The sequence below is a fragment of the Mycolicibacterium peregrinum genome (assembly GCF_001665625.1).
GTDB classification, from domain to species: domain Bacteria; phylum Actinomycetota; class Actinomycetes; order Mycobacteriales; family Mycobacteriaceae; genus Mycobacterium; species Mycobacterium peregrinum_B.
In genome coordinates, this window is the sequence record NZ_LZSY01000159.1 from 85,955 (window position 1) to 103,281 (window position 17,327).

Below are 17,327 nucleotides of genomic sequence, written 5' to 3' on the forward strand. Positions count from 1 at the left end.
GTAAACGCGTGAGTGGTCCGGCGTCAGTAGATTCGGCAGTACCGACCGACGATGTCCGCCATGGGACCACTGGCGGAGAAAGGCGTATCGATGCTGGAAATGCTTTGCTGGCTTCTACTTCCGCCGTCGTCGTTCAAGAACCGGGTACTGCGGTTGTTCGGTCATCGAATCGCCGGCACCGCCAGAATCGGTCCGACCGTTGTCCGCAACGTCGGGCGTTTTGAGCTGGGCGAAGGCACTCGGATCGGAGCATTCAATGTGATCCGCGGGCTGGGGTGGGTGCGTTTCGACGACTACGCGGCGATGGAATCGTGGAATTGGATATCGGCACACCCCGCCTTCCAGCAACTCGACGCTCGGGCCGGGACGCTGTTCCTCGGCTACGGCGCGAAGCTGGGCAGCAGGCACTACGCGGACTGCTCCGGCACGATCGTCGTCCGCGAGTACGCCGCGGTCGGCGGCAACCGGTGCCTCCTGCAGACCCACGAGCCCGATTTCGCCCACAAGCGCCAAACGGTCGGCCGGATAACCGTCGGACACCATTCACTGGTCGGCAGCCGAGCGGTGATGCTGAAGGACAGCCACCTTCCCGATCAGTCGCTGCTGGCCGCCAATTCGACCCTGACCCGCGGGTCGACACCTGAGTCGAAGCGCGGGCTGTACGCCGGGTCGCCGGCCACCTGGAAGCGGGAGACTCAGGGTGAGTACTTTGACCGCGACACGCTCAGCATGACCGAACATGTGATCGACAGCCCCATGGGTGTGCTGCCCGAGGACCGTGCGCTCGACACCGGACCGTTCGGTCCCTGACCGGCCTGCACGCCCCGCGAACCCATTTGCCCCATGCGTGGACACGTCTCAGTCCGGACGGAACGTGACGCGCGCCACGCCCACCTCTCTTAGACCAGTCTTAGGGTTACCGATAGCATCGTGACCCATGACGAGCGTTACCGAGCCGTCCGCCGAGCACCAGGTGGACATCCACACCACTGCAGGCAAGCTGGCTGATCTCAAGAGGCGGGCCGAGGAGACGCTGCATCCTGTCGGCGAAGAAGCCGTGGAGAAGGTGCACGCCAAGGGCAAGCTGACGGCCCGAGAGCGCATCCTCGCGCTGCTCGACGAAGGTTCGTTCGTCGAGCTCGACGCGCTCGCCAAGCACCGCAGCACCAACTTCGGCCTGGAGAACAACCGGCCGCTGGGTGACGGTGTGATCACCGGCTACGGCACCATCGACGGCCGCGACGTCTGCATCTTCAGCCAGGACGCCACCGTCTTCGGCGGCAGCCTCGGCGAGGTCTACGGCGAGAAGATCGTCAAGGTCCAGGAGCTGGCCATCAAGACCGGCCGCCCGCTGATCGGCATCAACGACGGCGCCGGCGCCCGCATCCAGGAGGGTGTGGTCTCCCTCGGCCTGTACAGCCGGATCTTCCACAACAACATCAAGGCCTCGGGTGTCATCCCGCAGATCTCGCTGATCATGGGCGCGGCGGCCGGTGGCCACGTGTACTCCCCCGCCTTGACCGACTTCATCGTCATGGTCGACCAGACCAGCCAGATGTTCATCACCGGCCCGGACGTCATCAAGACCGTCACCGGCGAGGACGTCACCATGGAGGAGCTGGGCGGCGCCCACACCCACATGGCCAAGTCCGGTACCGCGCACTACGTCGCCTCGGGTGAGCAGGACGCCTTCGAGTACGTCCGCGATCTGCTGAGCTACCTGCCCCCGAACAACTACGCCGAGCCGCCGCACTACCCGGTCGCACCGGCGCAGGGCTCGATCGAAGAGACCCTGACCGACGAGGACATCGAGCTCGACACGCTGATCCCGGACTCCCCGAATCAGCCGTACGACATGCACGAGGTCATCACCCGCATCCTCGACGACGACGAGTTCCTCGAGGTGCAGGCCGGCTACGCGGGCAACATCGTGGTCGGCTTCGGCCGGGTCGACGGTCGCCCGGTGGGCATCGTGGCCAACCAGCCCACCCAGTTCGCGGGCTGCCTCGACATCAACGCCTCGGAGAAGGCCGCCCGGTTCATCCGGACGTGCGACTGCTTCAACATCCCGATCGTCCTGCTGGTCGACGTCCCAGGCTTCCTGCCCGGCACCGACCAGGAGTACAACGGCATCATCCGCCGCGGCGCCAAGCTGCTCTACGCCTACGGTGAGGCCACGGTCGCCAAGGTCACCGTCATCACCCGCAAGTCCTACGGCGGCGCGTACTGCGTGATGGGGTCCAAGGACATGGGCGCCGACGTGGTCGTCGCCTGGCCGACGGCTCAGATCGCCGTGATGGGCGCCTCGGGCGCGGTGGGCTTCGTCTACCGTTCCCAGCTCAAGGACGCGGCCAAGAACGGCGAAGACGTCGATGCGCTGCGCCTGGAACTGCAGCAGACCTACGAGGACACTCTGGTCAACCCGTACATCGCGGCGGAGCGCGGTTATGTCGACGCGGTCATCCCGCCGTCGCACACGCGCGGCTACGTGGCCAATGCGCTGCGACTGCTGGAGCGCAAGATCATCCAGATGCCGCCGAAGAAGCACGGGAACATTCCGCTGTGAGCGAGGCGAACGATTCAACCGCTGTGAGCGAGGCGACTGTGGCCGACGAAACCGCCACCGAAGAGGTCAAGGCCGACCACGAGGCACACATCAAGGTGCTGCGTGGTGAGCCCACCGACGAGGACATGGCGGCGCTGATGGCCGTCCTCAGTGCCGCCGGTGGCGGCGGCGACGCCGGCCCCGTGGTGCGGGAGCGCAACCTGTGGGGCCACCCGGTGGACAAGCTGCGCTACTCGATCTACAGCTGGCAGCGGGTGACGCTGCTGGAGCGCACCCACATGCGGCGCTAGTGGGCCGTTGATGAGCGCTTGCGCGAAGAAGAGACAGCACTGAATGACCCGGGTCGTCCTGGGTTCGGCATCGACGGGCCGGCTTGGCGTTCTGCGCCAGGCCGGCCTCGATCCGTTGGTGGTGGTGTCGGGTGTCGACGAGGACGCCGTCATCGCGTCATTGGCCGATGCGCCGCCCGAGCGCGTCGTGAGTGCCCTGGCCGCAGCCAAGGCAGACGAGGTGCTCACCCATGTACCGGCCGCCGTCTCCGCGGACTGCGTCGTCATCGGTTGTGACTCGATGCTGTTTCTCGACGGACGCTTGTGCGGCAAGCCCGGGGATGTCGATACCGCGCGGCAGCAATGGCAGGCCATGGCGGGCCGGACGGCCCAGCTGTACTCCGGTCATGCCGTACTCGTGGTCCGCGACGGCGCCGTCACCCACCGGCTGGCCGATACCGGTGTCACCGCAGTGCATTTCGGCTCGCCGACGGAATCAGATCTGGAAGCCTACCTGCGCAGCGGCGAACCACTCGGTGTGGCAGGCGGATTCACGCTCGACGGGCTGGGTGGCTGGTTCGTCGAAGGTATCGAGGGCGATCCGTCCAACGTGATCGGGCTGAGCCTCCCGCTGCTGCGCCGGATGCTCGCCGAGTGCGGCCTGTCCGTCGCACGACTCTGGGAGGCTTCGGCGCAGCTCTGAAGGCCGAGGGGCGCCCTCACAGCCCGGGGGGGGGTGAAACCCTCATGCCGGGCGTGCGACCCGCCTTCTTCTGGCCGTGCGAGCTGCGGCGATCCGCACGACCTCCTTCGACGCCCGCCGGATCAGCTCCATCTCGACGCGCTCGACACGCTGACGCCGACCGGCCCCGATCGTCTTGGCTCCGGCGGAGAGCCGGTGCACCCACGCGTCGGGTTCGATCAACGCCGTCTCCCACGCCTGCGCGTCGCGCCAGTCGTCCAGGCCGACCGCGGTGGCCTCGCAGCGCAGGGCTGCACCGAGTTCGCGATCGAGAAGTTGGCGCACCGCATCGGCGCCCCGCCACGGATCGTTGATCAGCCAAGAATGGTAGGCGCCGGGTATCCGGTACAGCGTCGCGTCGGCCTCATCCGCCAGTTCCACCGCGCACTCGAACGGCACTATGCCGTCGCTTTCCCCGTGCAGCACCATCGTCGGGACCTCCCGATCCCGCAACTTTCGCAGTAGGGAGCCGCATTTGTCGGATCGCATCAAGGCGCGCGCGGCGCCGACGAAACCGGTGTGCGGCAGCATCTTGCCCATCGACACCGCGGTCAGCATTCGCAGGTATCGGTTGACGGCGGCCACTTTCATCCAGATCGGGTCGCGATACATGTCGGAGACGGCTCCGGCCACGGCGCGCATCATCAGCCGCGGTGACCGCATGGTCGTCTCAAGGGCGGCGTCGAACGACGCCCCTGCCGCAGCGTCGATGAGTAGCGCCGCAAGTACTCGGTCGGGTGCGATCGCGGCGAGTTGTATGACTATCCGGCCGCCCATCGAATGACCGGCGAGGACGGCACGCCGAATACCGAGTACATCGAGCGTGCGCAACACCAAATCAGTGCGGTCGTTCAATTCATCTGCCTCACAAGGCAAATCGACAGTGTCTCCATGCCCGGCAACGTCGATCGCCACGACGAGAAATCCGAGTGCGGCGATACGGTTGAGCAATCGCAGGTAATGCCGCCGGTTGAGGCCGAGGCCGTGCAGGAAGACCATGGGCACGCCGTGGCCCCCGATCGAGACCCCGACCTGGAGGCCATCGTCGAGTTCGAGCACGTGATGCTCGAAGCGCACCCTTCGTCCCGCGAGATCGGTTGCCACCGCGTCCATCCCGGCTCCTTCGTTTTGGAGCGGGTGTACCCCGACAGGGCATTTGCAAACCTGATGGACGAGAACCGCCGCCACAGCACCTACCCGAGTAGCCTCATGCGTTGGGGCTCAATGTAGTTCCGTTCTACGCCACCGCCCCCTGGCAATCAGCCCACCCGGACGCGAGCTCGGTAGTCGACCTTGCTCATCCGCCCGCTGCCGGCCGCGGCGGGTTCATGACGTTGGGCGATTCGGTGTGCAGGCGCTCGACTGTCGGCTTCAGCTTCATCCCGGCCGGAAGGCCTGAGCTCGCCGGGTAGATCGTGACTCGCCAGATGCTGTTGAGATCGTTCGCGGTGAAACAGGTCTTGTCCAGACACGGCACGCATTGCTGGTTCGGGCCGCACCCGTCGGCGACGGGAATTCCCAGTTTGTTGATGATGCGATAGATGTTCTCCGTATTGCCACCCACCAATGCGGTGCTACCCGCCGGAAGGTCTGTCACGGCTTGAGCTATCGGCGCCGCCGCCGCTTCGGCCGGGGTGCCCGGATCACTGTTGGGCAGCTGCACGACCGGCAACCCGAGCGGACCCGCGGTATAAGACACCGTCTGCTTCGATCGCAATGCGCTGGATGAATAGACGTTGGTGAAACTGACATCGCGCAGCACGGCGGCGACGGCCTTGCCGTGATGGATCCCGTTGGCGGACAACGGCATGGTTGGGTCACTGAACACGGGCTCTCCGTGCTCGACGATGTAAACCACGATGGGTCCTCGATCCGGGGCCGCGTTCGCGACCCCTGCCCCACCAGCCAGGAACAGCCCACACACGAGCGCGATGGCCGTTGCGATTCTGCGGGCGGTCGCGGTTGCTCGGTTCGATCTTCCAGTCATCGATCGACCTTCCAGTTCGCAATCTCACGGAACTCGGTTGCCGCCTTGCCATTTGGCTGACGCTGGCGAGCAAGCTTGCCGATGGCTCGCCGTCCGTCGCATGCAAAATCCCACTGACCGGAACCGCCTACCCTTGTTACCGGTGATGCAGCAGTGACCAAACTGCAACCTTTCGAATGGCGGCACGCCGTGCCGATGTCCCGAATAGTCTCAACCTCGGGTTGACACTGGGCCGATGCCAGTCGAAGAAACAATGTGGGATGTTCGCGTAGCACGCGACTTCGAGACCTGCGATCTGGAGCGGCTGCGCGCCGCATTCGCCGACATCATCTCCAAGCGCCTGTCTCCCGGCAAGCGTCTGCTGCGCGTGGTGACCTGGTCTCAGAACGGCGGCTCACTGTTCCGCGCCAACAACGGCGCCCGCCGATTCGCCGTGGCCTACGAGGTGGCGTTCACCGCGTGACTCACCGCCTGGGCGGCGCGTCGAGTTTCGGCACCGCGTTGCCGGGCTTGGCAGGCACGAGAACCGTCCCGTGCGGGTCGACGATGGGCGAGTCGGTGACCAACTGCACCCCCGGATCCACATAGATGGGCTGCGTCTCGATCTCGGTCGACTCCGCGATATCGCGGGTGCTACACGCGTCGGACGCGGCGCTGTCGACCTGTGGCACATCAGGCTCCCAGCTCAGGTAGGCCGTGATCGGCGCCGGATTGACGCCTCCGGGCGCAAACCGGCTGACGTGGGTCACGCACTGGTAGCGGCCCTTCGGGTTGTGCATGAACTCTTTGAAGCCACTTTGAAACACGTTCGGCGGTTGCAGGTAATACACCTCAAGGACCCGTGACGCCCCTTGCGGCTTCTCCACATAGCCGATGATCGGAAGCGCCCCACGATTCTCCGGCGGCGGTGGCTTGTACGCCGCCACCGCCGCGTCCCAGTCGTCTTTCTTCTTCTGCTCGGCCTCGGCCTCGGTCTTGTCGCGGTCCGTCGACCACGCCAGCCAGGCCAAGATGAGCGCTGCGACGATGACGAACAAGCCGCCGAGGGCCTGCATGCCGTAGCCGGCTTCACTGGGTTCGTTGGCATCGGGATTCTTGTATTTCCACGATTCGGTGGCCCACCAGATCTTCCTCGGCCGTAGCAGCATGAACAGGCCCAGCGGGATACCGATGACAAGGCAGAGGATCGCAAGCGCCACGACAAGCAGCCTAAGGCCGCACAACGGGCCCCGATGCGGCAATCCGCGCCGGTCACCGACACTGCCACACCGCGAATATCCGGACCGACGGTACGCTCATGGTGTGCCGCTGCCTGCTGATCCCAGCCCCACTCTTGCCGAGTACGCCCATCCGGAGCGCCTGGTCACCGCCGACTGGCTGGCCAGCAACCTGGGTCGGCCCGGCTTGGCCATCGTCGAATCCGACGAGGATGTCCTCCTCTACGACACCGGCCACATCCCCGGTGCGGTCAAGATCGACTGGCATCTCGACCTCAATGACCCCAATGTGCGCGATTACATCAACGGTGAGCAGTTCGCCGAGCTGATGGACCGCAAGGGCATCGGCCGCGACGACACCGTCGTCATCTACGGCGACAAGAGCAACTGGTGGGCGGCCTACGCCCTATGGGTGTTCACCCTGTTCGGCCACCCCGACGTGCGCCTGCTCGACGGCGGCCGCGACCTGTGGGTTTCCCACGGCCGCGACACCACGCTCGAGGTACCCACCCGCCAGTCCAGCGGCTATCCGGTCGTGGAGCGCAACGACGCCCCGATCCGGGCCTACCGCAACGACGTGCTGGACATCCTCGGCAAGCAGCCGCTGATCGACGTCCGCTCGCCTCAGGAGTACACCGGCGAACGCACCCACATGCCCGACTACCCGGAAGAGGGCGCGCTTCGCGGCGGGCACATTCCGACCGCGAAGTCGATCCCATGGGCCAAGGCTGCCCGGGACAGCGGCCAGTTCCGCAGTCGCGCCGAGCTTGAGGAGCTCTACGGCTTCCTCAAGCCGTCCGACGGCGTGACCCCGGAGACAGTCGTCTACTGCCGCATCGGTGAGCGCTCCAGCCACACCTGGTTCGTGCTGACGCACCTGCTCGGGCTTCCCGGGGTGCGCAACTACGACGGATCGTGGACCGAGTGGGGTAATGCCGTGCGGGTCCCGGTGGCTGTCGGACCGGATCCGGGCGAAGCTCCGTGACCATGCCGGCCGCCCTGGCCGAGGTTGTCTCCGACTTCCAGGAGGTGGCCGGCCAGGACAAGTTGCAGCTGTTGCTGGAGTTTGCCAACGAGCTGCCGCCCTTGCCGGCTCATCTTGAGGAAGCGGCGATGGAGCCGGTTCCGGAGTGCCAGTCCCCGTTGTTCCTCGATGTCGACGCGTCCGACCGGGGGAAGGTGCGGCTGTACTTCAGCGCTCCCCCGGAGGCTCCTACGACGCGCGGCTTCGCCGCGATCCTGGCCACCGGTCTGGATGGTCAGTCCGCCGATGACATCTTGGCGGTGCCCGACGACTTCTACACCGCGCTGGGCCTGGCGGCGTTGATCAGCCCGCTGCGGCTACGCGGTATGTCGGCGATGCTGACGCGGATCAAGCGGCGGCTGCGCGGCGCCTGAGCGGCGTCAGGGATTCGTTCGCAGTGCCTTGGCGAGCTTGGGGACGATGTTGCCCGGCGCCGCGGGCATCACCTCGGTTCCATCCTTGTCGGCGATCGCCGAGTCGGTGACGATCGTCGCCTCAGCCGTCACGTCGCGCAACGACACCGCGTGAACATTGAGGCCGGCCCCGGGGCGGCACCTGTCCGACTTCGACATATCGCCGAGTTCCTTTGGCGCCCAATAGAGTTCGGGATACACACTCGTCCGGTCGCCGTCGGCCTTCGTCACGCTCGCCGAGGTGTAGCACGGGTAGCTGAACTTGTCCGACATCGTGCGAACGTAATGGTGCACCGCCTCCCCGGGCGCCAGGTAATACACATAGACCCGCCGCATGCCGGTGGGCGTTGGTTCGGCGAAATAGCCGATCACCGGCAGCCGACCACGCTCTTCCGGCGGTGGCACCACGAAGGCCGCCTCGGCCGCCCGTTGCTGCGCTTCGGCCTCCTGCTGGCGTTTGCCGGCGGCCGACTTCGACATCCCGTCCCCGATGAGCAGGCCACCCAGAACGAGCACCAGGAGGATGAGCAGGACACCGCCGACCCGCGTCATCCCGTAAGCCGTGTCGCTCGGTTCGTTGGCCGCGGGATTGCGGAACCTCCAGGACTGGGTGGCCCACCAGATGCCCCGTGGTGCCGCCGCCATCACGCCGCCCACCAACACGCCCACGACAATCAGAAAAATCCCCACACCCACAGACCGACAGTAATAGCGTCGGACTGTCGGTCGCGACAGCATTTCAGCCCGTCAACAGGACTGATGTGTCCACCGAGAAATCCAGCGCGAAACCTACCCGCCGGTAACCGATACCGGTTTGGCAAGCGCCAAGGTGCGGCGCATAAACTGCCCGCGATAGATTCTTAAAGACGTTTCTTAGAGAACACTGCCGAGGAGGCACCGTGGCCAACCACGCCAGCTCAAAGATCTCCAAGGTGCTGGTCGCCAATCGCGGGGAGATCGCGGTCCGGGTGATCCGCGCCGCGAAAGACGCAGGACTGGCCAGCGTGGCCGTGTACGCCGAGCCTGACGCCGATGCACCACACGTACGGCTTGCCGATGAGGCTTTCGCACTGGGCGGCCAGACCTCAGCCGAGTCCTACCTGGTCTTCGAGAAGATCCTGGACGCTGCCGCGAAGTCCGGCGCCAACGCCATCCACCCGGGTTACGGCTTCCTGTCGGAGAACGCCGACTTCGCCCAGGCCGTGCTCGATGCCGGGCTGATCTGGATCGGGCCGAGCCCGCAGTCGATCCGGGATCTCGGGGACAAGGTCACCGCGCGCCACATCGCCGCCAAGGCCAAGGCACCGCTGGTGCCGGGCACCCCGGACCCGGTCAAGGACGCCGACGAGGTCGTGGCGTTCGCCAAGGAGTACGGCGTGCCGGTCGCGATCAAGGCCGCCTTCGGCGGTGGCGGTCGCGGCATGAAGGTGGCCCGCACGCTCGAGGAGATCCCCGAACTGTTCGAGTCGGCGACCCGTGAGGCCGTCGCCGCGTTCGGTCGTGGCGAGTGCTTCGTCGAGCGCTACCTGGACAAGCCGCGGCACGTCGAGGCCCAGGTGATCGCCGATACGCACGGCAACGTCGTCGTCGCCGGTACCCGCGATTGCTCGCTGCAGCGCCGCTTCCAGAAGCTGGTCGAGGAGGCCCCGGCCCCCTTCCTGACCGACGCGCAGCGCAAGGAGATCCACGAGTCCGCCAAGCGCATCTGCAAGGAGGCCGGTTACTACGGTGCGGGCACCGTCGAGTACCTGGTCGGCCAGGACGGCCTGATCTCCTTCCTTGAGGTCAACACCCGTCTGCAGGTCGAACACCCGGTCACCGAGGAGACCTCGGGCATCGACCTGGTGCGCCAGCAGTTCAAGATCGCCAACGGCGACGCCCTGGACATCACCGAGGATCCGACGCCGCGCGGCCACTCGTTCGAGTTCCGCATCAACGGTGAGGACGCCGGCCGCGGCTTCCTGCCCGCCCCCGGCCCGGTCACCAAGTTCGAGGCCCCGACCGGCCCGGGCGTCCGGATGGACTCCGGCGTGGAGAGCGGTTCGGTCATCGGCGGTCAGTTCGACTCGATGCTGGCCAAGCTGATCGTCACCGGCGCCACCCGCGAGGAGGCCCTGGATCGGTCCCGCCGCGCCCTTGCCGAGTTCAACGTCGAGGGACTGGCCACCGTCATCCCGTTCCACCGGGCCGTGGTGTCCGACCCCGCCTTCATCGGCGACGAGGACGGTTTCACCGTCCACACCCGCTGGATCGAGACCGAGTGGGACAACACCGTCGAGCCGTTCACCGGTGGCGACCCGATCGAGGAAGAGGACACGATTCCTCGCCAGACCGTGGTCGTCGAGGTCGGTGGGCGTCGCCTCGAGGTGTCGCTGCCCGGTGACCTGGCGATCGGCGGAGGCGGCGGCGCTGCCCCCGGCGCGATTCGCAAGAAGCCCAAGGCCCGCAAGCGCGGCGCCAGCGGCGGTGCGGCGGCCTCGGGCGACTCGGTGACCGCGCCGATGCAGGGCACCGTGGTCAAGGTTGCCGTCGAGGAGGGCCAGGAGGTGGCCGCAGGCGACCTCGTGGTGGTTCTGGAGGCCATGAAGATGGAGAACCCGGTGACCGCCCACAAGGACGGCGTCATCACCGGGCTGGCCGTCGAGGCCGGTGCCGCCATCACCCAGGGCACCGTGATCGCCGAGATCAAGTAATTCTTTTCCCGCCGAATGGCCACTTGTGGCACGGATTCTGTTGAATCTTGTGCCGTAAGTGGCCATTCGGCATTCGTGACAGCATTCGTGAAGGCGTTTGACGCCAGGGTGGAGGTCCCGTGGAACCTGTGGAGATCAACAACGGCCAGTGGTATCTGCGCGGGCTGCGCGCCGACGACCGTGTCGACGACCGGCCGGCGCTCACCGACCTGGGTGAGGACGACCTGGACTACGTGCACGATGCCGCCGACGGCTGGGCCGATGACACCCGGTACACGTGGGCCGTCTGTGAACCGACCAGCGGCGAACTGCTCGCGGAGGTCATCCTCGATCCCGTCACCGGATTCCTGAGCAGCCGGGGCAGGCCGGGATTCGAGGACGCCGCCGCGATCTCGGAGGACACCGTGCGGCGCTACGCGACGCAGGTGCTCGGGCTGGAGGTGCACACGTGACCGCCCCCAAGGTCGTCACGGTCACCGGCGCGGCCGGTCAGATCGGCTACGCCGCGCTGTTCCGCATCGGTGCCGGTGCCCTGCTGGGACGCGACGTGCCGGTGAAGCTACGCCTACTGGAACTGCCTGCCGCGATCCGCGCGGCCGAGGGCGTGGTCATGGAGCTGGTCGACAGCGCCTTCGACGGGCTCGTCGACGTCGAGATCTACGACGACCCGGTGCAGGCGTTCGACGGCGTCGACGTGGCGCTGCTGGTCGGTGCCCGGCCCCGCAGTAAAGGCATGGAACGCGCCGACCTGTTGGCGGCCAACGCCGCGATCTTCGCCGAGTCGGGCAAGGCCCTGAACGCAGGCGCGGCCACAGATGTGCGCGTCGTCGTGGTCGGCAACCCGGCCAACACCAACGCGTTGGTGGCCGCGGCCCACGCGCCCGACATTCCGTCCGAGCGATTCACCGCGCTGACCCGGCTCGACCACAACCGCGCTGTCGCCGCTCTGGCCACGCACGCCGGTGTGCACGTCACCGACGTGTCCCGGGTGACCGTATGGGGCAACCATTCCCCGAGCATGTACCCCGACATCTTCCACGCGGTGGTCGACGGGCGCCCGGGAGCCGAGTACGCCGCTGACACCGACTGGCTGACCAACGATTTCATCCCGACCGTGGCCACCCGCGGCACCGCGATCATCGAGGCGCGTGGCACCTCGTCGGCGGCGTCGGCTGCCAACGCCGCCATCGACCACGTCCGGGACTGGGTGGACGGCACCGACGCCGACGACTGGACCTCGGTGGCTCTGCCATCCCCCGGCGTGTACGGGGTGCCTGAGGGCGTGGTCGCCTCGCTTCCGGTCCGCGCGGTCGACGGCCGCTGGGAAATCGTCGAGGGCCTGGAGATCAACGAGTTCTCCCGGGCCAGGATCGACGCGTCGGTGGCCGAGCTCCTCGAAGAGCGCCACGCAGTCGAACAACTGGGCCTGCTGTAGCGGTCAGCGCATGTCGATGTCGAGGCCGGTGGCGAGGTCACCGCACTCCACCGCGACGACGTCGTCGCGGCCGCCGAGAAATGCCCGGGCGCCCTGGTCTCCGTCCAGGGTGCCCGCGAGCTCAGCGAGGTGCCTGCGGGCCACGACGACGGGGTGGCCCGGGCGGCCCTCGTAGATGGCGCGGGCCAGGCCGGAGCCGGAGCCATGCGCCGCAGCCAGGACCCGGGCGACGACGTCGGCGCCGATGTCCGGCGTATCGACGGTGTGCAGGATGACCCATTGCGCATCGCCCGCGGCGGCGAGCCCTTCGCGGACCGATGCGCTCATGCCGTCGGCCCAACCTGCGGCCACTACGGCGCGGGCCGGCGCAGGCACGTCCACCACGGCAGCGCCCAGTACCACGATCACATCGTCACAGCCGCCGCCGGAGAGTGCGGACACCGCGCGGCGAAGCCAAACACCCTCTTCGCCAAGAACTTTCGGCATCCCGAAGCGGCTGCCCGCACCGGCGGCCAGCACCACCCCAGCGACGGCTGCGTCGGCGTTCGGCATGCGAACAGTCTGAACTGGAACTCTAAGAATCCACTCAGACAAATTGTCCGATGACCTTGATCGCGGTAGGGTCCAAGACAGGTTGAGTTCACAGCCGCGGCGGGCGTCAACGGCATACGCGCGGGAACTCGCATTCTTGTCGATTGACGCCGCACCAACAGTTCGAATACGCGTATTACGACTGATGGAGCTAAGAATGACCGTCTTTTCGACAAACGCACTGATCGACCGGACCGACAATTCGCAGGCCGGGTTTTCGACCCGCCGACTGCCGCCGTCAACCGCGGTGATCAGCGCTCACGGTGAGATCGATGCCACCAACGCAAACGAGTTCGCCGACTACGCATTGCGACACACCGGCGAGGTCGAGCGGTTGGCCGTCGACTTGACAGAGGTCGAGTTCTTCGGCACCGCAGGGCTTTCCGCTCTCAAGGCCATCGAAGCGCAATGCTCCGTCCGCGATATCGACTGGGTTCTGGTACCCAGCAAGCCGGTAAACCGACTGCTCTGTATCTGCGACCCCGAGTCGGACTGGCACACGTGCTACAGCGTGGCTGCGGCCCTGTCCACGCTGAACGGCAAAACCCCGCTACTGCAGTTGGTCACGAAGTCGCGCTAGCGATTTCGCCAGCAGCCTCGATACGTGCATCTGCGAGACACCGACCCGCTCAGCGATCTGGGTCTGCGTCATGGATTCGAAGAAGCGCAGGAGCAGCACTGTCCGTTCCCGCTCAGGTAGTTGAGCGAGCAACGGCCGCAACGTTTCCCGATTGTCGATCTGGTCCAGCCCATCGTCCAGATCGCCGAGCGTGTCCACGATCGCAGGCGCGTCTTCGTCGCCGCCGCCGCCGCTGTCGATCGAGAGCGTGTTGTACGAACTGCCCGCCACCAGGCCTTCGATCACCTCTTCGCGGTCCATGTCGAGTTCCTCGGCGAGCTCAGAGGCCGTCGGGGCGCGACCCAGCCGCTGGGACAGCTCCGCGGTCGCCGTGCCGAGCCTCAGGTGCAGCTCCTTGAGCCGCCGTGGCACCTTCACCGACCAACTGTTGTCGCGGAAGTGGCGCCGGACCTCCCCCATGATCGTCGGCACGGCAAACGACACGAAGTCCGATCCGGCCTCGACATCGAACCGGTTCACCGCGTTGACCAGGCCGACACGTGCCACCTGGACCAGGTCCTCGCGCGGTTCGCCGCGACCGTCGAATCGCCGTGCGATGTGATCCGCGAGCGGCAGGCACCGCTCCACGATCCGCTCACGTTGACGTTCGCGGGCCGGCGAGTCCTCGGACAGTCCGCTCAGTTCGCGAAACATGTCGCGAACATCCGCATATTCCGACGTCACCGCAGCAGGCTCGCTCGCCTCGTCGTCAGGGTGATGCCGTGTACCTGTCCGGCGTCGGACCCGTCACCGTCGGTAAAGGTGTTGACTTCGTCGGTCAGGGAGCTCAGCACGTGCCAACTGAAGCTGCCGTGCTCGACCACCGCGGTCTCCGAGCTGGTGGTCGAAGCGGTGATCACCACGGCTTCTTCACGGGGGTCGACCGTCAGTCGCAGGGTCGAATCCGGCAACGCGGCCCGAATCAATGCCGTGCAGGCCTCGTCCACGGCCAACCGGAGGTCGGCGACGACGTCGAAATCAAGATCTTCGAATGCTGCTACCGCAGCGATAAGTGTACGTACTACAGCCAGGTTCTCCAGCCTGGCAGCGACCCGAATCTCCACTGACCGCTCCGCGCGGTTCAGCGGCTTGGATTGGCCTCGTTCGTCGGCCATCTCACCTCCCGACATCTCGGATCGACAGTATCCCAGGTGGGGACCCGGCCCTCACGAGGCCGCACTGCTGACCACAACGCGTCGCGATGATGTCGGTCTCGACTTCGACACTGCTGTTCCTTTCCTGCGCAGCCCCACGTGGGACTCCGGCCAGGGATGCCCATCGCGGCGCAAGCTGAAACCTGTGACAAACGTGGGATTATCGAACTTATGGATCCGGACCGTCCCGAGCTGGATCAGCGCTGGGACCAGACCGCCCGGCATGAAACGGAAGCCGAACGGCTTGACCGTAACTGGAGCAGTCTGCTGCAGGAACTGCGGGTCGTGCAGACCGGTGTTCAGCTGCTCACCGGCCTGCTGCTGACTCTGCCGTTCCAGGAACGGTTCTCGATGCTCGACGAGCCCATGCGGGACGTCTATCTCGTGACCGTCGCGTGTTCGGCCGCTGCTACCGCGCTGCTCGTCGCCCCGGTCGGGATGCACCGCATCCTGTTCCGCCGGCACCGGTTGAACCTGCTGGTCTCCGCCGCGCATCGGTGCGCGTTCATCGGGTTGGTGTTGCTCGGGCTCGCGATGACCGGGGTGACCGAGTTGATCTTCGACACGGTTGCCGGGCGTGAGGCCGGAGTGATCGCGGGGGTCATCGCCCTGCTGACGTTCATCGGCGTCTGGCTGCTGCTGCCGTTTGCGATGCGGCTGGGTCATCCGATGTCGACGACCGGGTCCTCAGTCGAGTTCCGCGCGCAGCGCAGCCAGTAGCGGCTGCGCCGCCTCGTCGAGAAAGCGCTGCTGTCCCTCATCACCGATCTGGACCAGGGCGATATCGGTGAATCCGGCGTCACGGTACGGCGCCACCGCAGCGACGATCGCGTCCAGATCCGGTCCGCACGGGATGGCATCGGCCACGTCCTCAGGACGCACGAACTTGGTTGCCGCCGCGAATCCCGCCGGGGTCGGGAGATCGGCGTTGACCGCCCAGCCGCCGCCGAACCAACGGAACTGGTCATGGGCTCGCTCCACCGCCGCGACCCGGTCTGGATCCCAGCACACCGGAACCTGTCCGATCACGCGTCCCTCGGGCAGCACGCCGGTGGCTTGACGACGCTCCTGCCAGCCCTCGACGATCTCCCGGTCGGGAGCGACGTTGATCAGGTGATCGGCGGCCACGGCGAGCTTCTCGACGGATTTCTCACCCGTCATCGAGACGGCGATGGTCACCGGCACTTCCGGCACGTCCCAGATGCGCGCAGAGTCCACCTCGAAGAACTCGCCCCGGAAATCGATCAGGTCCCCGCTCAGGAGTTCTCGAATCAGCTTGATGGCTTCGGCGAGCATGTCGAGGCGACGCTCGACGGTGGGCCACCCCTGCCCCACCACGTGTTCGTTGAGGTTCTCCCCGCTGCCGAGACCGAGGGTGAACCGGCCGTCGGCCAGGATCTGCACGGTGGCGGCCTGCTGGGCGACTATCGCCGGGTGATATCGGATCGTCGGACAGGTCACATACGAATACAGCTGCACGGTATTCGTGGCGTGGGCGACCGCGCCCAGCACCGGCCAGGCATTGGGAGCGTGTCCCTGACTCGCCAGCCACGGGCTGTAGTGGTCACTGCTCACTTCGAAGTCGAAGCCCGCCTGCTCGGCGGATACCGCGTAGTCGACCAGCTGTCGTGGGCCGCTCTGCTCGGTCATCAAGGTGTATCCGAATCTGGCCATGCCGCAGGAATACCCGTGCAGAAGCTCATGAAACTGGGTATGCGGACACCATGACCGAATCACAGACTCTGCAGACTGAGCGCACCGGCGAGCGGCGGATGCGGATCTCGATCAGCTGGGTGCTGGCGGTTTTGACCGTCCCCGCGGCCGTGTTGGTATTCCTGTACGGCATGGGTGCGGTGATGGGCATGGCCGGGTGCACCAGCGAGGCGTGCGCGGACAAGGGCCCGGGCGAATTCTGGTTCGGGATTCTGTTCTACGGCGCGCCGGTGGTGCCCGTGGTCACGATCGCCGTATCGATATTCACTGCGCGGCTGCGCTACGGCGTTCTGGTCCCGGTGATCGGATTGGCACTGCTGGCAATCGATTTCGCGGTGCTGGCACTCACCTTCTGAGCCACACCGCATCCTGAGCCACACCGCATCGCAAGACAGGGACCCGGCCGCACAGCGGCCGGGTCGCTCGTCGAAATGCTCAGCTGCTGGGCCGCTGCCTCATGACGCCGGGATGGTCGGTGTACCAGCGATCCTCGATGCGACGTACACGCATGTGCTCGAGCGCCAGCCACATCGATCCGATGAGGAATCCGGCGGCGGACAATGTGCCCACCATCAATCCGACATCGGAATGGCCGGTGGCGAACGCCGCCAGAGTGCCGACGAACAGCACCAACCCCACGAGGATCAGTACCAGCGCGGGCATGATCACGTTGTCCTTCATCGACTCGCCGGCATGCGGCCGGGTTGTCCGGGCGTGGTCAACTGGATCTTTTGGGCCATGCATGGCTGCTCCTTCCGCCATTTCTCGCCCCACCTGCCGTACATGGGCTGCCTTCCACGGTAGATCTCCCGGGCGACTCTGGCGACAAAACCAGCATGATCGCCTTCTGCAGTTACAGAACCCCGTGCGCTGCGCGAACGACCCGGCCCCGACGGCACCCGTC

At 66.3% G+C, this 17,327-nt stretch carries 22 protein-coding genes; 13 read left to right on the forward strand and 9 right to left on the reverse strand.

The window, feature by feature from the left end:
• Positions 1 to 90: 90 nt before the first annotated feature.
• From A5779_RS25315 to A5779_RS25330, 4 genes are all read left to right on the forward strand, one after another.
• Positions 91 to 810: an acyltransferase gene (locus tag A5779_RS25315; RefSeq protein ID WP_165609830.1), complete on the forward strand. Its 720-nt coding sequence runs from the start codon at positions 91 to 93 to the stop codon at positions 808 to 810.
• Between the two features lie 127 nt (positions 811 to 937).
• Positions 938 to 2,566 carry an acyl-CoA carboxylase subunit beta gene (locus tag A5779_RS25320; protein WP_064886477.1) on the forward strand — a complete coding sequence of 543 codons (1,629 nt, stop codon included), beginning with the start codon at positions 938 to 940 and terminating at the stop codon, positions 2,564 to 2,566.
• The gene (locus A5779_RS25325) at positions 2,563 to 2,856 is read left to right on the forward strand and encodes an acyl-CoA carboxylase subunit epsilon (RefSeq protein ID WP_064886478.1); all 294 of its coding nucleotides are present in this window, start codon (positions 2,563 to 2,565) and stop codon (positions 2,854 to 2,856) included. Before A5779_RS25320 ends, A5779_RS25325 begins: the two co-directional genes overlap by 4 nt.
• Before the next feature lie 43 nt (positions 2,857 to 2,899).
• The gene (locus tag A5779_RS25330; RefSeq protein WP_064886479.1) at positions 2,900 to 3,538 is read left to right on the forward strand and encodes a Maf family protein; all 639 of its coding nucleotides are present in this window, start codon (positions 2,900 to 2,902) and stop codon (positions 3,536 to 3,538) included.
• A gap of 42 nt (positions 3,539 to 3,580) precedes the next feature.
• Here A5779_RS25330 and A5779_RS25335 read toward each other — a convergent pair whose 3' ends face one another.
• Positions 3,581 to 4,690 (reverse strand): alpha/beta fold hydrolase, encoded by a 1,110-nt coding sequence (locus A5779_RS25335; protein ID WP_064886480.1) that lies wholly within the window; start codon positions 4,688 to 4,690, stop codon positions 3,581 to 3,583.
• A 184-nt stretch (positions 4,691 to 4,874) separates the two neighbouring features.
• The gene (locus A5779_RS25340) at positions 4,875 to 5,405 is read right to left on the reverse strand and encodes a histidine phosphatase family protein (protein ID WP_165609188.1); all 531 of its coding nucleotides are present in this window, start codon (positions 5,403 to 5,405) and stop codon (positions 4,875 to 4,877) included.
• A 394-nt stretch (positions 5,406 to 5,799) separates the two neighbouring features.
• Here A5779_RS25340 and A5779_RS25345 point away from each other — a divergent pair, with 394 nt between their 5' ends.
• On the forward strand, positions 5,800 to 6,027 hold the full coding sequence (locus A5779_RS25345; protein ID WP_234927067.1) for a hypothetical protein: 228 nt from the start codon (positions 5,800 to 5,802) through the stop codon (positions 6,025 to 6,027).
• Position 6,028: 1 nt separating this feature from the next.
• Here A5779_RS25345 and A5779_RS25350 read toward each other — a convergent pair whose 3' ends face one another.
• On the reverse strand, positions 6,029 to 6,763 hold the full coding sequence (locus A5779_RS25350; RefSeq protein ID WP_064886483.1) for a DUF6199 family natural product biosynthesis protein: 735 nt from the start codon (positions 6,761 to 6,763) through the stop codon (positions 6,029 to 6,031).
• 103 nt (positions 6,764 to 6,866) lie between these two features.
• Between A5779_RS25350 and A5779_RS25355 the strand changes: the two genes are divergently transcribed.
• Both A5779_RS25355 and A5779_RS25360 read left to right on the forward strand, forming a co-directional pair.
• Positions 6,867 to 7,766: a sulfurtransferase gene (locus tag A5779_RS25355; RefSeq protein WP_064886484.1), complete on the forward strand. Its 900-nt coding sequence runs from the start codon at positions 6,867 to 6,869 to the stop codon at positions 7,764 to 7,766.
• 2 nt (positions 7,767 to 7,768) lie between these two features.
• A complete protein-coding gene (locus tag A5779_RS25360; protein WP_064886485.1) occupies positions 7,769 to 8,179 on the forward strand; it encodes a SufE family protein in 411 nt (136 codons plus the stop codon).
• Positions 8,180 to 8,185: 6 nt separating this feature from the next.
• On the opposite strand, the gene A5779_RS25365 is transcribed toward A5779_RS25360, so the two are convergent.
• Positions 8,186 to 8,914, reverse strand: a complete 729-nt coding sequence (locus A5779_RS25365) for a DUF6199 family natural product biosynthesis protein (protein ID WP_064886486.1) — start codon at positions 8,912 to 8,914, stop codon at positions 8,186 to 8,188.
• Between the two features lie 203 nt (positions 8,915 to 9,117).
• Between A5779_RS25365 and A5779_RS25370 the strand changes: the two genes are divergently transcribed.
• The 3 genes from A5779_RS25370 to A5779_RS25380 all read left to right on the forward strand — a co-directional run bounded on the left by A5779_RS25370 (position 9,118) and on the right by A5779_RS25380 (position 12,346).
• Entirely contained in the window at positions 9,118 to 10,911 is a 1,794-nt protein-coding gene (locus tag A5779_RS25370) for an acetyl-CoA carboxylase biotin carboxylase subunit (protein ID WP_064886487.1), read from the forward strand.
• A 119-nt stretch (positions 10,912 to 11,030) separates the two neighbouring features.
• The gene (locus A5779_RS25375; RefSeq protein ID WP_055111886.1) at positions 11,031 to 11,363 is read left to right on the forward strand and encodes a hypothetical protein; all 333 of its coding nucleotides are present in this window, start codon (positions 11,031 to 11,033) and stop codon (positions 11,361 to 11,363) included.
• Complete coding sequence (locus A5779_RS25380) at positions 11,360 to 12,346, forward strand: malate dehydrogenase (protein WP_064886488.1); 987 nt, start codon at positions 11,360 to 11,362, stop codon at positions 12,344 to 12,346. The genes A5779_RS25375 and A5779_RS25380 overlap by 4 nt, the downstream gene beginning before the upstream one ends.
• Before the next feature lie 3 nt (positions 12,347 to 12,349).
• Here the strand turns inward: A5779_RS25380 and A5779_RS25385 are convergent, their stop codons facing one another.
• Positions 12,350 to 12,898 (reverse strand): nucleotidyltransferase family protein, encoded by a 549-nt coding sequence (locus A5779_RS25385; RefSeq protein ID WP_064886489.1) that lies wholly within the window; start codon positions 12,896 to 12,898, stop codon positions 12,350 to 12,352.
• 196 nt (positions 12,899 to 13,094) lie between these two features.
• On the opposite strand from A5779_RS25385, the gene A5779_RS25390 reads away from it, so the two are divergent.
• Positions 13,095 to 13,517, forward strand: coding sequence for an STAS domain-containing protein (locus A5779_RS25390; protein ID WP_064886490.1), 423 nt, complete (start codon positions 13,095 to 13,097; stop codon positions 13,515 to 13,517).
• On the opposite strand, the gene A5779_RS25395 is transcribed toward A5779_RS25390, so the two are convergent.
• Complete coding sequence (locus tag A5779_RS25395; RefSeq protein ID WP_236734879.1) at positions 13,488 to 14,210, reverse strand: RNA polymerase sigma factor SigF; 723 nt, start codon at positions 14,208 to 14,210, stop codon at positions 13,488 to 13,490. The genes A5779_RS25390 and A5779_RS25395 overlap by 30 nt on opposite strands.
• A gap of 26 nt (positions 14,211 to 14,236) precedes the next feature.
• Positions 14,237 to 14,671 (reverse strand): ATP-binding protein, encoded by a 435-nt coding sequence (locus A5779_RS25400; RefSeq protein WP_064886492.1) that lies wholly within the window; start codon positions 14,669 to 14,671, stop codon positions 14,237 to 14,239.
• Between the two features lie 210 nt (positions 14,672 to 14,881).
• Between A5779_RS25400 and A5779_RS25405 the strand changes: the two genes are divergently transcribed.
• Positions 14,882 to 15,430, forward strand: a complete 549-nt coding sequence (locus tag A5779_RS25405) for a DUF6328 family protein (protein ID WP_064886493.1) — start codon at positions 14,882 to 14,884, stop codon at positions 15,428 to 15,430.
• Here the strand turns inward: A5779_RS25405 and A5779_RS25410 are convergent.
• A complete protein-coding gene (locus A5779_RS25410; RefSeq protein WP_064886494.1) occupies positions 15,398 to 16,384 on the reverse strand; it encodes an LLM class F420-dependent oxidoreductase in 987 nt (328 codons plus the stop codon). The genes A5779_RS25405 and A5779_RS25410 overlap by 33 nt on opposite strands.
• A gap of 50 nt (positions 16,385 to 16,434) precedes the next feature.
• Here A5779_RS25410 and A5779_RS25415 point away from each other — a divergent pair, with 50 nt between their 5' ends.
• The gene (locus A5779_RS25415; RefSeq protein ID WP_064886495.1) at positions 16,435 to 16,779 is read left to right on the forward strand and encodes a hypothetical protein; all 345 of its coding nucleotides are present in this window, start codon (positions 16,435 to 16,437) and stop codon (positions 16,777 to 16,779) included.
• Positions 16,780 to 16,858: 79 nt separating this feature from the next.
• Here the strand turns inward: A5779_RS25415 and usfY are convergent, their stop codons facing one another.
• Complete coding sequence (usfY, locus tag A5779_RS25420; protein ID WP_064886496.1) at positions 16,859 to 17,167, reverse strand: protein UsfY; 309 nt, start codon at positions 17,165 to 17,167, stop codon at positions 16,859 to 16,861.
• Positions 17,168 to 17,327: the final 160 nt, after the last annotated feature.